General features: G+C 41.2%; 14 protein-coding genes and 1 tRNA gene. 5 read left to right on the plus strand and 10 right to left on the minus strand.

Annotation, left to right across the window (positions count from 1 at the left end; translation table 11 throughout):
* Positions 1-71: 71 nt before the first annotated feature.
* Both F8R90_RS20735 and F8R90_RS20740 read left to right on the plus strand, forming a co-directional pair.
* On the plus strand, positions 72-671 hold the full coding sequence (locus tag F8R90_RS20735) for an anthranilate synthase component II (protein WP_196512248.1): 600 nt from the start codon (positions 72-74) through the stop codon (positions 669-671).
* Positions 672-674: 3 nt separating this feature from the next.
* The gene (locus F8R90_RS20740) at positions 675-1,442 is read left to right on the plus strand and encodes an MBL fold metallo-hydrolase (RefSeq protein ID WP_196512249.1); all 768 of its coding nucleotides are present in this window, start codon (positions 675-677) and stop codon (positions 1,440-1,442) included.
* 74 nt (positions 1,443-1,516) lie between these two features.
* Here the strand turns inward: F8R90_RS20740 and F8R90_RS20745 are convergent, their stop codons facing one another.
* Positions 1,517-2,740, minus strand: coding sequence for an FG-GAP repeat domain-containing protein (locus F8R90_RS20745; RefSeq protein ID WP_196512250.1), 1,224 nt, complete (start codon positions 2,738-2,740; stop codon positions 1,517-1,519).
* A gap of 586 nt (positions 2,741-3,326) precedes the next feature.
* Here F8R90_RS20745 and F8R90_RS20750 point away from each other — a divergent pair.
* The gene (locus F8R90_RS20750; protein ID WP_196512251.1) at positions 3,327-4,637 is read left to right on the plus strand and encodes an aminopeptidase P N-terminal domain-containing protein; all 1,311 of its coding nucleotides are present in this window, start codon (positions 3,327-3,329) and stop codon (positions 4,635-4,637) included.
* A gap of 30 nt (positions 4,638-4,667) precedes the next feature.
* On the opposite strand, the gene F8R90_RS20755 is transcribed toward F8R90_RS20750, so the two are convergent.
* A complete protein-coding gene (locus F8R90_RS20755; protein WP_230966540.1) occupies positions 4,668-4,832 on the minus strand; it encodes a hypothetical protein in 165 nt (54 codons plus the stop codon).
* Between the two features lie 107 nt (positions 4,833-4,939).
* The gene (locus tag F8R90_RS20760) at positions 4,940-5,485 is read right to left on the minus strand and encodes a hypothetical protein (RefSeq protein WP_196512252.1); all 546 of its coding nucleotides are present in this window, start codon (positions 5,483-5,485) and stop codon (positions 4,940-4,942) included.
* Positions 5,486-5,616: 131 nt separating this feature from the next.
* Here F8R90_RS20760 and F8R90_RS20765 point away from each other — a divergent pair, with 131 nt between their 5' ends.
* Positions 5,617-5,817: a hypothetical protein gene (locus F8R90_RS20765; protein ID WP_196512253.1), complete on the plus strand. Its 201-nt coding sequence runs from the start codon at positions 5,617-5,619 to the stop codon at positions 5,815-5,817.
* A 328-nt stretch (positions 5,818-6,145) separates the two neighbouring features.
* Here the strand turns inward: F8R90_RS20765 and ftsH2 are convergent, their stop codons facing one another.
* The gene (gene ftsH2 / locus F8R90_RS20770) at positions 6,146-8,032 is read right to left on the minus strand and encodes an ATP-dependent zinc metalloprotease FtsH2 (RefSeq protein WP_196512254.1); all 1,887 of its coding nucleotides are present in this window, start codon (positions 8,030-8,032) and stop codon (positions 6,146-6,148) included.
* Between the two features lie 158 nt (positions 8,033-8,190).
* Here ftsH2 and F8R90_RS33005 point away from each other — a divergent pair, with 158 nt between their 5' ends.
* The gene (locus F8R90_RS33005) at positions 8,191-8,439 is read left to right on the plus strand and encodes a hypothetical protein (protein WP_230966548.1); all 249 of its coding nucleotides are present in this window, start codon (positions 8,191-8,193) and stop codon (positions 8,437-8,439) included.
* Here the strand turns inward: F8R90_RS33005 and F8R90_RS20775 are convergent.
* From F8R90_RS20775 to F8R90_RS20800, 6 genes are all read right to left on the minus strand, one after another.
* A complete protein-coding gene (locus tag F8R90_RS20775) occupies positions 8,423-8,917 on the minus strand; it encodes a hypothetical protein (protein ID WP_196512255.1) in 495 nt (164 codons plus the stop codon). The genes F8R90_RS33005 and F8R90_RS20775 overlap by 17 nt on opposite strands.
* Positions 8,918-9,140: 223 nt before the next feature.
* The gene (gene gltX / locus F8R90_RS20780; protein ID WP_196512256.1) at positions 9,141-10,586 is read right to left on the minus strand and encodes a glutamate--tRNA ligase; all 1,446 of its coding nucleotides are present in this window, start codon (positions 10,584-10,586) and stop codon (positions 9,141-9,143) included.
* A 138-nt stretch (positions 10,587-10,724) separates the two neighbouring features.
* A tRNA-Asp gene (locus tag F8R90_RS20785) sits at positions 10,725-10,798 on the minus strand.
* A 110-nt stretch (positions 10,799-10,908) separates the two neighbouring features.
* Positions 10,909-12,432 (minus strand): serine/threonine protein kinase, encoded by a 1,524-nt coding sequence (locus tag F8R90_RS20790; protein WP_196512257.1) that lies wholly within the window; start codon positions 12,430-12,432, stop codon positions 10,909-10,911.
* Positions 12,433-12,533: 101 nt separating this feature from the next.
* Positions 12,534-14,156 carry a serine/threonine protein kinase gene (locus tag F8R90_RS20795; RefSeq protein ID WP_230966553.1) on the minus strand — a complete coding sequence of 541 codons (1,623 nt, stop codon included), beginning with the start codon at positions 14,154-14,156 and terminating at the stop codon, positions 12,534-12,536.
* A 274-nt stretch (positions 14,157-14,430) separates the two neighbouring features.
* Positions 14,431-15,615: an esterase-like activity of phytase family protein gene (locus tag F8R90_RS20800; RefSeq protein WP_196512258.1), complete on the minus strand. Its 1,185-nt coding sequence runs from the start codon at positions 15,613-15,615 to the stop codon at positions 14,431-14,433.
* Between the last annotated feature and the right edge of the window lie 75 nt (positions 15,616-15,690).

Raw genomic sequence — 15,690 nt, forward strand, 5'->3', positions numbered from 1 at the left:
AACAAATAGCATGAGATATTTGTCTATGCTTTTTGCAACTGATGAGTGGTAAAAACCAGGAGTGATGAGCTTTGATTATAGTTATCGACAATTACGACAGTTTTACATATAATTTAGTACAATATCTGGGAGAATTGGCAGCAGAATTCCCAGTGGCAGATGATATTAAAGTTTTTCGTAACGACAAGATATCCATAGATGAGATTCGGGCATTAAAGCCAGAAGCTGTGGTTATTTCTCCTGGGCCTGGTCGCCCGGAAGATGCCGGTATTTCCCTAGAGTTGATTGAACAACTAGGCCAAGAGTTGCCAATTTTGGGTGTCTGTTTGGGACATCAAAGCATTGGTCAAGTATTCGGTGGTAAAATAATTCCTGCTCCAGAGTTGATGCATGGCAAAACCTCTCAGGTGTCTCACACTGGAGTGGGGGTTTTCCGGGGATTAGAAAATCCTCTAACCGCCACTAGGTATCATAGTTTGGTAATCGAACGTGAGACTTGCCCCGATGTGTTAGAAATCACCGCTTGGGTTGAAGATAACACCATTATGGGAGTGCGACACCGGAACTATCCTCACATTCAGGGCGTCCAGTTTCACCCAGAGAGTGTCCTGACATCTTCAGGAAAACAGTTATTGCGAAATTTTCTGGAACAGTTACAGTCGAGAGCATAATTAATGAAACGACGACAGTTGATGGGCTATGCTGGGGCGGGGTTGGTCACAGCTTTGGTTACTACCTTGGGTTCTGAATCTCAAGCTGACGCACAATCTAGCAGTTTATCAGTTCAGTGGTTGGGTCATACTTGCTTTCTTTTTACTGGTGGCGGTGCGAAAATTCTTGTCAATCCCTTTCGAGCGGTCGGCTGTACTGCTGGGTATCGTCTACCAAAAGTTGCAGCAGATTTGGTACTGATTAGCAGTCAACTGCTGGATGAAGGCGCTGTGGATGTACTACCGGGAAATGCAAAACTCATCTACGAACCAGGAGTTTATGAGTTCAAAGGCATTAAGTTCCAAGGAATTGCCATAGACCACGATCGCAAAGGTGGTAAGCAGTTTGGCTCAAATACTGCTTGGAGTTGGAAGCAAGGCGGAATTAATATCCTACACTTAGGCGGAGCCGCTGCACCTATTTCCATTGAGCAAAAAATCCTGATGGGACGTCCTGATGTAGCATTTATTCCAGTGGGAGGTAGTGCAAAAGCCTACAATGCCCAAGAAGCAAAGCAGGCTGTTCAAGTGTTAAATCCCAAGCTGGTGATTCCGACCCATTACCGAACACAGGCGGCTGACGCTGCTGCGTGCGATATTTCGCCACTGGATGATTTTCTGACCTTGATTCAAGGTATGACAGTGCGACGTAGTAATGGAGATAGTATTTCCATTAGCCCTGGTAAATTGCCCGAAAATGGGGAAATTCAGGTTTTGAGTTACAAATTTTGAGTTACAAGTTTTGAGGAGTAGGAGAAGCAGTGGAAGATTTCTAACTTCTAACTCCTAACTCCTAACTCTAGCTTTTAGAACGTATACCACTCTGGACCAAGCTTGTCTGCTTCGCTGATGGGAGTCTCAACTGCTGTTGTCTCATTTACAGTCCAAATGTTATCTGCAAATGTTGTCTGATCACGCCAGTAGATGTCGGTCTTACCGTCGCCGTTATAATCGCCAAGAGATGGTGTCAAGGCCGCGTTATTAGCTGGTAAGAAAGCTTCAGTAGCAACTGTTGTACCATCCATCAACCAAGCAGTGTTCGCACCTGTGGTTCCATTGCGCCAGAAGATATCGGTCTTGCCATCACCGTTGAAATCACCAATTTTGGAAGTCCAAGATGAGTCAAGTGTTCCCAAAGCACCCTCTGTAACTAAGATGCCTCTCATTGTCCAAATCTTGTTCTCACCTGTTTGAGCGTTTCTCCACAGCAGGTCTGTGCTTAAATCACCGTTGAAATCGCCAACGCTATAAGTCCAGGATGCATCTTGTGATTGCAACGCAAACTCACTCTTTTGCGTACCATCCATGAACCAAACGCTGTTATCGCCTGTTGTCTGATTGCGCCAGAAGATGTCACTCTTGCCATTGCCGTCGAAATCAACAATGGTAGCAGTTAGTGCTGGGTCTGTAATGTCTAGAACAGTTGCAGTGACAACTGTTGTGCCATCCATTTCCCAAATAGCATTCTCACCGGTTTGAGCATTATGCCAGAAGATATCGGTTTTGCGATCGCCGTTGAAATCGCCAATCTGAGAAGTCCAGGCTGGGTCAACGCTAGTTAGAGAAGCCGCATTAGCAACTCTTGTACCATCCATCAGGACAATGCTATTCTCACCGGTTGTTTTATTGCGTAATAAAAAGTCGGTTTTGCCATCATTGTTGAATTCGCCAATTTTGTAATCATAGGCGGCTAGGTCAAATTGGCCCAGGGAACCTTGTTCGATAACTCTTGTCCCATCCATCAGGCGAACGATAATTTCACCAGTTTGGGTATTAACCCAAAGTTTATCCGTTTTGCCATCAGCATTGAAGTCAGGAACAATCGCCGCACTGGTTAAGTAAGGATTAGGATTGGGATTTGCTGACACCACCGCAGATTGTTGGGATTGTGAGGAACTCTTACTTCCCAGAAGCGAATCAGAACTTAGAGTAGTTAAAGTATTAAGAGGAGATGTTAATACTTGTATTTTTTGGGTAGTTTCTGCCCATTGTGAATTCAAAGATTTTGAAGTATTTTGAGTTCCAAACATGATGTAGTTTTATGATTGGTTGTCATCTTTTTTTAACTTTTTTTGGCAATCTCTTTCTGTAACCAAATAACATTTGTCAAGTTTTCAATATTTCTTTATAACTATTTTTTCTTTATTAATGTCATTCTTTGAAGATAAATATCTGTTTGTTTTAAATGATCATTATGGAATTTTCGGTTCTATATAAGCAATTACAAAATATTTTTGCTTTTTATGTAAATGATGATTTATAGACAAAATATGTTAGCTTTTACTTTTGTTATATTTTGAATTAAAACATACGCATTCATCTAACAGTTATTGGGTTACATAAAAATATTTAGTCTATGTAATCTTGATGTGATTACATAGTAGTTTGTATAGGAAGCCTAAATTATTGATTAAAAGCTCAGATGCCCGAATATCAAAGAATTCAAGGCTCTAAGCTTTTCAAGATAATTGATTATTCTCTAAGAATTTATGAATTGAGTAGAAACAAATATTGGCTAGAATAACTTAGATTAGCAACTACCGAGAAGCATTATTTGTGCATCTTCTAGTTGCCAAAAGTGTAAAATAACACAATACTTTAATACATACATCAGCTATGCAAGCAGAATATCGGCAGCGTCGTGAGCAGTTAATGGCAAAAATTGGTGATGGCACAGCCATTTTTCGCAGTGCACCAATGGCAGTGATGCACAACGATGTCGAGTATGTTTATCGCCAAGACAGTGATTTCTTCTACCTGACTGGTTTTAATGAACCACAGGCTGTTGCAGTGTTAGCACCACATCATTCAGAACATCGGTTTGTGCTGTTTGTGCAACCGAAGGATCGCGAAAAGGAAGTATGGACTGGTTATCTTTCTGGGGTAGATGCAGCGAAGGAAATTTATGGTGCTGATGAAGCGTACCCCATTAGCGAGTTAGACGAAAAGCTGCCACAGTATTTGGAAAAAGCCAGCCGCATTTATTATCACTTAGGACGCGATCGCACTTTTAATGACCAAATCCTGGGACATTACCAAAGTTTACTGCGGACTTATCCTAAACGCGGTACTGGGCCGATCGCTATTGAAGATACTGGGACTGTCCTCAACAGCATGAGATTGATCAAAAGTGAAGCTGAGTTGGGGTTGATGCGTCAAGCAGTTGCGATCGCAACTGAAGCCCACAATTACGCCCAAGAAATCGCCGCACCCGGACGTTATGAGTACGAAATTCAGGCGGAGATGGAACGCATCTTTCGAGTGCGGGGTGGAATGGGACCAGCTTATCCTTCGATTGTGGCTTCTGGCGTGAATGCTTGCGTACTGCACTACATTGAAAATAATCGTCAAATGCAGGATGGAGAATTACTGCTAATTGATGCCGGTTGTGCATACGGTTATTACAATTCCGATATTACCCGAACATTTCCTGTCGGGGGTAAATTTACGCCCGAACAAAAGACGTTGTATGAGATTGTTTTGGAGGCGCAAAAACAAGCGATCGCTCAAGTGCAACCAGGTAATCCCTTTAAATTAGTTCACGATACAGCAGTGCGTGTCCTCACGGAAGGTTTAGTTGAACTTGGCATTCTCAAAGGTGAAATTGACAAGTTAATTGAAGAAGAGAAATATAAGCCATATTATATGCACCGCACCAGTCATTGGTTAGGTTTGGATGTCCATGATGTGGGGGTTTACCAGCACGGTGAAGATAAACCACAGATTTTGCAACCAGGCCAAATTTTGACAGTGGAACCGGGACTATATATTGTGCCTGACACTAAACTAGCAGAAGACCAGCCAGAGACTGATCCTCGATGGGTTGGTATTGGTATTCGAATTGAGGATGATGTGTTAGTTACATCTAATGGACATGAAGTGTTAACTGTGGGAGTTCCCAAAGCAGTGGATGAAGTGGAACGATAAAAAATGGGGATGGTACACACCATCCCCAAACTAAAATTGCGGACAAGCCATCAGATTCGTTGTCAGAATTCCTAAGATTTTGTCTATTTCTTTAATAAAGTAATCGTTCTTATCGATAAAGATGGTATTCTCACAAAGTTTGATAAATTTCCAATCTGTTCCTGTTGCAACTACACCATAAATTTCATTGATCATATTTCCTTGTTGCTGGTTAAACTTAACTGCATAGTATCATCTTGGTAGTAAAGTGTAGCGATACCTACGGCGACAAGCTACGCAAGTGAGTTTGATGATATCTCAGATCAAGAACAGCCTTCAACAAATTCAACTTCCGGCAGTTTACCTGACCGAAACTGAGTAACACGCTTACCATCAGTCTCGAATACCACACGATATTTCTGATCAGCACGGTCTTTCGGGATAAATGTTAGGTAGTGTCCGCCTTGAACGTATTTATGAGGTGTGACTTGAATTTGTCCTGGGTAAAGAGACTTGATTTGCGCTTCGGTATCGCCGATTTTTGCACCTTTTAAGGTAGCAATTTTACTATTTCTCCACACATCTACCCTAGAAATGCGACCTTCTGTCACCATAAACCCAAGATTCTTCGGTTCCGATTCCGGCTTCACGTAGTAGCAATTATTATTAGGTGGATCGCCAACTAGCCGAGTACCAGCAGCTTTCTTCGCTTGAGAAACAGTCATTCCAACTCGCACCTGTCCAATACCATTGGTAAACAATTTAGATTGATTGGTCAGTTTTGTCTGTGCTAGTACTGTCCCGACTGTCAAAGAAGAAAGGGCAAGAATTGTAGTAAAAATAGTCAATAATTTATCTTTACTCTTCATGATTTTTGAGGTAAAAACACGTTTATAGTTTTATCTACAAAATCCATTGTCCCAATTTCAGACTTTTCTCTTAAAGCCGTACAATCTCCATAATTCAAATTTTGCTGTCTAGTAGCAATTACTCATAAATTATGAATGATGAACTAATTACTGACATGAGTCAGATCGCTCTTCATTGGCTAAATTCGCTACTAATAGACAGTAAAGCATTGGTAGAAGGGTCAAAGATTTTGCGATCGCAGTTTCAAGTAGTGCAAATGCTCGTAGTACCAAAATTCAGGTTCAGTATAACTTATAAACAACAGCTACATTATCAACATCGCTGTTCCTGAAAATGTGTACAGGCAAAGATAGAATTTTTGAAGCATTTAAAGTAAATTATTATACACAAAAATACCCAATATTCAATCAGCAGAAGTTCCTTTATCACTACCAGCGAATAAATTGATTTGGGACTCACCTACTTTATAAATAGAACTACACAAGCAGAAGTTACTGTGGTTTCTCAACCAGTAAGCACTTCAAAAGTTGAGACAGGAGTTTTTGGGTCAGTGTAGTTTCAACAATAACTTGGCAATAAAAAATGAGGATAGTCAATACCATCCCCATTTTATTTTTTTTGTTTTGCTCATTTCCAGGCATTAGCCCAGAAATCAGCTATTAGAGTTGTGGTACGTACTGCTGCTTTTCAGGTACCTCAGCGTACTCAGCCACAATCTGGCGGAATTCTTCGCCGTCAATGGTTTCCTTTTCGATGAGTAAATCGACTAAGCGATCGGTGACAGTGCGATGGTCACGGACAATTTTCTTGGCGTTTTCGTAGCATTCTTCCACGATCGCTCGCACTTGTCCATCAATGCGAGAGGCAATAGATTCGGAATACTCAGATCGAGTTGTCCAGTCACGACCCAAAAACACTTCACCCTGTTGGCTTTCCAATGAAAGTGGCCCTAAGTCGGACATCCCGAAACGAGTCACCATCTGCCGCGCCATTCCCGATAACTGTTGCAAGTCTCCACCAGCGCCAGTTGTGACTTCGGCAGCCCCAAAAATTACTTCTTCAGCAGCGCGACCGCCCAAAGCACCAGTAATCCTGGCTTTCAACTGAGAACGAGAAATTAACCCTTGTTCTTCGTTGGGAGTAAACCAAGTCAAACCTTGCGCTTGTCCTCTTGGGATTAAGGTTACTTTCTGCACGGGGTCATGGTCTTTTAACAAAGTTCCCACTAAAGCGTGTCCAATTTCGTGGTATGCAATTAAGCGCTTGCTCTTGCTGTCTACCAAAGGAGTGCCTTCCATCCCAGCGACTACCCGATCCACCGCATCATCAATTTCGCGGAGAGTAATACCTTCTTTGCGTCTTCTAGCAGTCAGAATTGCTGCTTCGTTGAGTAAGTTGGCTAAGTCAGCACCGGTAAATCCAGGAGTGCGGCGAGCGATCGCATCTAAAGATACGCTAGTGTCTAGTTTCTTGTTCCGCGCATGGACTTGCAAGATTTCCAAACGCCCTTTGATATCGGGGGCATCGACTGTTACTTGGCGGTCAAAGCGACCGGGACGCAACAAGGCTGAGTCTAGTACGTCGGGACGGTTGGTGGCAGCAATAATAATAATGCCTGTGTTACCTTCAAACCCGTCCATTTCGGTGAGCAACTGGTTGAGGGTTTGCTCTCTTTCATCGTTACCGCCGCCGATACCAGCGCCCCGTTGCCGTCCAACTGCGTCGATTTCATCGATGAAGATGATACAGGGGGCGTTGTCTTTGGCTTTTTTGAACAAATCGCGGACGCGGGATGCACCTACACCAACGAACATTTCCACAAATTCTGAACCGGAAATACTGAAGAAAGGTACGCCTGCTTCGCCAGCGATCGCTTTTGCTAGTAAAGTTTTACCAGTTCCAGGAGGCCCAACTAACAGTACTCCCTTGGGAATGCGTGCGCCTACAGCAGTAAATCTTTCTGGCTGCTTCAGGAAGGTGACGACTTCTTGCAATTCTTCTTTAGCTTCTTCAATCCCGGCTACGTCGTCAAATTTGACCCCGGTTTTTGCCTCCATTTGGAAACGCGCTTTGGATTTGCCGAAGTTCATCGCTTGACCTGGCCCGCCGGGGAGGTTGCTAGAACGCCGGAACAAAAAGAACAGCCCGGTAATCAATAAAACTGGAAACACGAGATTGCCCAACAAGCCCCAAATTGCGCCATCATTCCGCATCGGGTGAGCATCAAAACTAATAGCTTTTTCTTTGAGCTTGCTAATTAACTCAGGAGCGTTAACAGGCAAATCTACCCGCCATCTTTGGACGCGATTTTCGATGTCTGGATCGCGGGCTTCTATAATAGCTGTCCTACCGCCTTCGTACAGATCCACACTGCTGACGCGATCGCCATCCAAGTATTCTAGAAAGCGACCATAAGTCATGCGGGTATTGGCTGCATTCTTACTCATATCAGTAGGAGCGCCTGCAAAGGCCCCTTGCCAGAAGAAAAAGCCAATTACCAAAGCCGGCAATGTCCAGAGTACTAGGACTTTCCAAGAGAATTTCATGTTAATTTGCCTTTAGATGGCTATACAACTCATCAGCCTTAGCAACCGAATGTTTCTCATTCTGTTACTTTAAGCTGTTAAACGGATGTCTATAAATCCATTTTGTTTAATTTGATCTCCTACATGCACTGCCATAAGGCAATTAGGGCATTATGGCGATGCCAACAAGAATCTTAATCAAAGTTAACTTAATTTTAATACAATATCGCACGAGAAAAGGGAGCGCAACGGGATACAAAACCACAGATAATTTCTCCACAATGCTCCTCGTGCCGTTCCAGCCTCTCTTAATCATCATTGTGGGGAAGATTGTAGATGTAGATTTAGGGAGAGTGGGAGATGAGGGACACGAGGGAGCCGGGGAGGAAAAAATAATCCATACGCAATACCCTACTTCACTTCTGTAATTTGTAAAGTGTAAGGGAGATACTTGCCTTTTTCGTAGGAACCAACCCAAATTTGGTAACTTCCAGCCAGCCATTCACCAACAATACCGGCATTTTTGCCGTCAACATCGTCATTGCACCAACTACCACCGGGCCCCTTGACAATTATGGTGGTGTCCTCAGGACTTTGCACTTGTAGCTTCAGGTAGTCAAATTTACTTGTTAACGCTAATGTGTGGTCTGGTGTTTCATCAACAAATCCAGTGCAAGTACCAGTGACTGTTTCGCTTCTCCCGGCTACTTGACTCCCAGATATTGAACCACCACTCATCCCGCGAACTGTCAGGGGGTCTGGGGAAAACTGAGGGCCAATGGTGACATCTCCAAATATCGTTGGCGCTTCCTGAGCATCAACCGCAGCATTAACTGCCGATGTGATGAAGAGCGTAACTATCATGAACGATAATCTCATCCCTCTATTGAGCGCTTTTGTTGGCATTGTAATTACGTTCGCTTCTAAGTGTTTTTGAAGACATGAATTTTACACACCAAGTTCCCAATGTGAGGAGAATTGACTACCTATTTTAGATTTGCAATTGGGGATAATTCATTAGTAATTAGTCAATGATTTTTTGTTCTTATAGTTGCTCTACCTTATGGATAGGGGCGCACAAACGTGCGCCCCTAAAATCTAAAATATTTCTAAAATCTGGAAGTAATAGCTAATTAGCTTCCGTTATTGCCCTATTCAAGCGCGACTTATCTAAACCAATCTGATTTAGTAGTAACCAAGATTGGATCAAGTCTGGGCCATGAACATCTCCAGTTAAGGCTGCTCGGAGCGATCGCATTACCAAGCCTTTTTTGACTTTTTGCTCTTTCACCACTTGTTTAATAATGTCCTGGGCGGCGGTTTCTGACAGTTCCGGCTGATTTTCTAAAGCTGTGACAATCCCTTCAAGGACAGCAGTAGAACCTTCTTGCTTCAGTTGTGTACTACCTTCGTCGCTAAATTCAACTGTGTCGCTAAAAAACAGTTGGCTTTGAGGTACTGCATCTACTAAACGAGTCAAACTCTGGCTAATTAAAGTTACTAGCTGCTCTAACCAGGGGCGATCTCTTCCACCATCAAATTTATATCCAGCTGCTTGCCAATAGGGGATGAGTAAATCTGTGAGTTTATCTACTGGGGTATTGTGGATATACTGACTGTTCAACCAATCGAGTTTTGCCCAGTCAAACTTTGCACCCGCTTTATTTACACGCTCAAAGCCAAATTCTTTGGCTGCTGTTTCTAAGGTAAATATTTCTTGCGTCGAGTCTGGTGGCGACCAACCCAGCAATGTCATGTAATTTACCAAGCCTTCAGCAGTAAAGCCCATTTGCTGAAAGTCACAAATGGAAGTAACTCCATCACGCTTAGAAAGCTTGCGCCCTTCCATGTTCAAAATTAGCGGCGTGTGGGCAAACTCTGGAATTTTTGCACCCATTGCTTCATATAGCAGAATTTGCTTGGCAGTGTTGGCGATGTGGTCTTCTCCGCGAATGACATGGGTGATTTGCATATCGATGTCATCCACTACAACGACAAAGTTATACAGTGGTTGACCGCTACTTTCTTCGGAGGCGCGGGCGATGACCATATCACCACCTAAATCGCTACCTCGCCAAGACATTTTTCCCCGTACTAGGTCATTCCAGACAATTTCCCGCCCATCTTCGATTTTGAAGCGAATCACAGAGGAGCGACCTTCTGCTTCAAATGCGGCGCGTTGTTCTGGGGTGAGGTTGCGGTGACGGTTGTCATAGCGGGGAGCTTCGCCCCTAGCTTTTTGGGCTTCTCTTAGCGCCTCTAGTTCTTCAGAAGTGGTGTAGCAGCGATAGGCTAATCCTTGATCTAGTAGCTTTTGCACTGCTTCTTTATAAAGATCCAGGCGTTGTGATTGGAAAAATGGCCCTTCATCCCAGTTAAGACCTAGCCAGCGCAGTCCTTCAAGAATATTGTCGGTGTATTCGGGACGCGATCGCTCTAAATCTGTGTCTTCTATTCGTAGTATAAACTTCCCACCGTGGTGGCGGGCAAATAACCAGTTAAATACAGCCGTTCTAGCTGTACCAATATGTAAATTTCCGGTTGGACTCGGCGCAATACGGACTCTAACAGTCACAGTTAATTCTCTCTTTTGCAAAGCATGATAAATGTAGCTTATATTCAAACCTTGAATTCTGAGTTAATGCCTTTGGGGAATTCAAAACTAAAAATCACCGAACTGAACTTCGGTGATTCACTACTCATAAACTTAGAACGGGACTGACGGGGCTCGAACCCGCAACTTCCGCCGTGACAGGGCGGTGCTCTAACCAATTGAACTACAGTCCCTTGTTTGGCAACTTTGCTATTATCACTATTTTTTTTCTACTTGTCAAGTGTTTTGGAGTTGGAAATTCGGAATTATTTTTGTCCCGTCTCTCCAAGGTGCGAATTTTTCGTTAAAACCCTGATAATACAACCTGTGGCTGTGATTCCAGATGCTCTAATATCCGGGATTGGATTTGTTTATACTGCTGCTTTAATAGCTGTTTGCTCAACTGGGGCTGAGAAGCTGGTGGTAGACTATGAATTTGTTGCGCCCAGTTTTTCAACATTTGCCGCTGAGTTGGCTCAATGCGACTGCTGAGAACGTTGGTGCAGGAATGTGGTGCTTCCAGAGTAAAGAAAATTAAAGGATAGTGTTCATTTTCAGCCAGCAAACTTACCAGCTTAAGATTTTGGGGATTTTGCATATCTAAGTAGCATGGTAACCACTTAGGAGCCAATTGCCGATTGTAGAGTACAGTCACCCACAACAGCATTGGGTGAGGGGATGTCATGAAGATAAACTGGTTGTAACGGGTAGAAACCGCATAGTTTTTGATTTCTTGTTTAGGCAACATCAACCATAGCGCTGTCATAGATCCTTGTGCAGTGTCTATAAGCTGGGGAAAAACAATTTCTTGAATTGGTTTATTTTGAGGCCACAAAACTTTTCGACAGCTTTGTTCTACTGTGATTGGCAATCCTGAATTTAAAGGACGGCTAAGGATAGAACTAGAGCCTAAAGTTCTAGGTATACTGGGACAATTGGACTGTTCTAAACTGTTTAATACTTGCAAAATTTGAGCAATGTTTTGTGGGCGATCGCTTGCTTTTTTAGCAAGACAAGACATGATTAAATTATTTAACTTATGAGGTATTTTAAGAGTGGGTTTAACATCTGCGATCGCTTTTGGCTGTTCAAAGTGATGTGCTTTATACCAAGCACCAAAGTAATCAGTTTCTGGTTGCCAGGGTTTTTTGCCGGTGAGCATCTCAAACATCATCACACCCAGGCTATAAATATCAGAGCGACTATCTAATTTTTCTCCATCTAGCTGTTCTGGAGAACAGTAGGGTAAAGTGCCATTAAATCCCCTACTTGTACTAGCTGTGGATGCATAATTCAAAAATCTAGCAATACCAAAATCGAGAATTTTAACTAACTGACCCAATATCGGATCAGGAATAACTAATATATTGGCAGGTTTAATATCTCTATGAACTAACGGGCAAATTATACCATCAAGATTAATGCCTTGATGGGCGCACTGTAAGCCCAAACAAATTTGTCGTGAGAGAGTCAAAAACATCGGCAAGGATAGCGGAATTAAATCCTTTAAACTCTTGCCGCATAGATATTCCATGACGTAGTATGGTTTTCCTTTCTCATTTACACCATAATCATACGCCCGAACTATATGTAAGCTCTTTTGACTTAAAGCTGCACTCATTAAAGCTTCACGAGCAAAGTCTTCTTGCATCTTTTTATCGACCACAGTCTGAGTCAAAAACTTGATAGCAACTGGTATGCCTCCTAACAAAATATCATGTGCTAAAAAAACTTCACCCATGCCACCGCTGCCAATTAATTGCTTGAGTTGATAACGATTGGCAAGCAAGCCCGTACTACTTGGAGATGTAAATGGGCTTTGATTCACTTTGATCACCTCTGCTGATGAATCCATTTAAAGTTAGCAATACACGCATAAAAATATCACTAGAGAATGGTGGCAAGCATTTTGATTTTAATCGCAGATTTTCAAGGACGTGATAAGAGTTTTAAAAAAATCTCCAACAATTTAGCCATCCAATTTTTTAAGCCTTCTTTCTCAGCTTTTTGATATCCACCTAACTTTTGTAAGATTTCTATTTTCAGCTTTTCGTAATCTATTTTTAGAAGGTTCTTAGCTTGATTAGACAAAATTAATTCATTTGAATTTTGACTCATCTCTAAGCAATCTATCAGTTGCTGTCGCTGGTTAGCGGTCAGGGTTAAAGTCGTTACATGAGAGCAACGGTTTGGATCTTCTAGAGCAAAAAATAGTAGATGATAGTAGCCTACTTCTGCTAAACTACGTGCTATATTCTGGCCTTTATTATCTTTTAAATCGAGAAAATGAGGTAGCCACTTAGCCATAGAAGGTTGTGCATCATATAGTACTGTTACCCACAATAGCATTGGGTAAATATTCATTTTACTAATAAACTCAGTACCATGTATTTTATCCAAAAATTTTGTAATCTCTTGTTTGGGTAACATTGCCCAAAACGTTGGTATAGCTCTTTGAGTCGTTTGGAGTAAATGAGGAAACCCAATTTGCGCAATTGGTTTATTTTTAGGCCAATTCTTCTGCAAACACTCTTTTTCTGATAATAAAGTTGCAGGGACTAATTGAACCGGTAATGAAAGTTTAATAATGTTACTACTATTGCTAGGAGTAAGATCATTAATCTGAACATTAACTTTTTCTAAATCTTCTAATATTTGGTTGATATTTTGCGGGCGATCGCTTACTTCTTTAGCTAAACAACTCATCACTATTTTTTCTAACACCTGCGGGATTTTGACTTGCGGGTTCACTTCCTCAAGTGTAGGTGGAATTTGAAAGCGATGCGCTTGATACCAAGTACCAAAGGAGTTACTTTTTGTCTGAAATGGATGCTTTCCTGTCAGCATCTCAAACATTAGTACTCCCAAACTGTAAATGTCAGAGCGGACATCTAGCAATTTACGTCCTTCCATATGTTCTGGAGAACAGTAAGGTAAACTGCCAATAAAAGAATCTGTCAGGGTCATCCCACTTCGCTCTGTTAAAAACTTAGCAATACCAAAATCGAGTATTTTAACAATTTCTTCTTGCTTACTATCTTCAGTAATAAATATATTTTCTGGTTTAATATCCCTGTGAACAATGGGATAAATCTCTCCTTTATGACTGATACCTTGGTGAGCGCATTGTAAACCTAAACAAATTTGTTTACAAATATCCAAAAACTTTGATATTGTTAAGGGCTGAATTTTGAGAATTTGTTTGAGGTTTTTTCCTTGAAGATATTCCATTACATAATATGGAGTTTTATCCTCAGTAAACCCATAGCTTAAGATACGAACAATATTTTTACTTTTGCGACCCAATTGAGCGCCAATAAAAATTTCTCTGGCAAAACGTTGGGACATATGCTGGTTAGCCAAATTAAATGATAAAATTTTCACTGCAATCGGCATACTACCTTTAGCAGTATCCTCTGCTAAATAAACTCTACTCATCCCCCCTTTGCCAATCAAATTTCTGATTAAATAGCGATTATTTAAAAATTGCCCGATGTAATCGTCTAGTTCTGCTTTTTGCCCTACCATATTCTCAATTTTATTTTGTGGCATAAAAATCATTTATGAAAAATATTATTGGCAAAATACTTTGATAAGTCTAGCTAATAATTAAATTAAAATCTAAAAAGCATAATAGTTTGCAGAAAATTAATCATAAGGTTAATCTTTCTGCTAATTTTCCTAAATATTGTGTAACATATTTATTAATGAATACGGTTGAGAAATTACACGTAAACTACAAATAAGCTAGATAAAGCTGCCTAGTATATTCAGTGAATACACAGGAAAAAGTAAATGGCATAAAAGAGGCGATACCTCTGTACAGTTAACGGTTGAGATTCGGGAGTAAACGGCGTAATAATCTGATTAGTGGTGTTTCAATTTTAAGTTTAAAGGCTAGTATCTGGGTGCGTTGCAGAGAGTTGAAATTGTTATCACTGATGAGAATTAATGATTGCTGACCATCGGGTAGTTTAGGGCCAAGAGTTAAGCCTTCGATGTTGTCTAGCAATACATCTAGGGTTCTCAAATCTAACAGAAGTTTTTTCTGAACTGGTTTAATATTCTTGGAGTCAACTGCTAAAAGGCTATCTATCTGATGAATATCATCAGATCCTTCTAAAGAAATCTGAAACAGGGAAATAGCAAATCCTAAACCAGTAAAAGACCGTTCTAAACTTAGGAAGTGTCCTTGATTATCGAGAGCAAGTAAATCAGGTAATCCACTAGCGAATTTGCCAGTCAGATTCAAGAAAGGGGAAACTGGTTCTGTTTGGTAAAGAAATTCCTTTTCTGGCTGGTTGTTAAGCAAGTTGTATTGCAAAATCCGGCAAGGACTACCGATGTTAGGTTTAGCTGCGACACCATCTTGAATTAGAGCATTTTCGGTGGCTGTGAATAGATGCTTTTTATCGGGTGTAATGGTAAGGCTTTCAAAAGCCAAATTGTTGCGGATACCTTGTTGACCACTTTTATCGGTAAACAATTTGTTTGGTATGGGAAGTGTTGCAATTTCTCTACCAGAAGATAGTAAAAACTCTTTAATAAAAGGATTAATTAATTTTGCGGCATCGCCTTCAGAAGAAATAAATACAGTTGCTTTATTAGTTAATGCAATACCTTCTGTATCAGTCTCACCAGGGCTAAATGTTTGACCATTTTCATTTAATAATGTGGTAACACTGACAGGAACAACTCTACCCTGTTGTAAAGAACCCTTACTCAAGTCAATTGTCAAGGTGTATAAGCGGGCATTAGCTTTTTGTCCCCGGTCATCGGAGATAGCATAATAAAGGCTGTTTTTTGCATCATAGGTAATTCCAGATAAACCTCCAACTTCAGTTTTTTGGAAAGTTAAACCTTTCGCTAAAGTGGCTTCCCCGATAAATTCTATGCTACTAATTTCAACAGCATTCGTAGATAAATTTATGGCTAAGAAAATGATGATTATAATCGGAATAAATAAGTAAAAAATTCGTGGAATTGTAACTATTTTTTTAATTAGCTGCATAGTTTTTTTGCTAAAGTGTCAAAGTTACAAATAAGATATCACGCTGAAGGATGCAGGGCTGCACATCTGTGCACC

Origin of the sequence: Nostoc sp. NZL, assembly GCF_015714705.1 — a bacterium.
In the GTDB taxonomy this organism is placed as follows: Bacteria; Cyanobacteriota; Cyanobacteriia; order Cyanobacteriales; family Nostocaceae; genus Nostoc; species Nostoc foliaceum_A.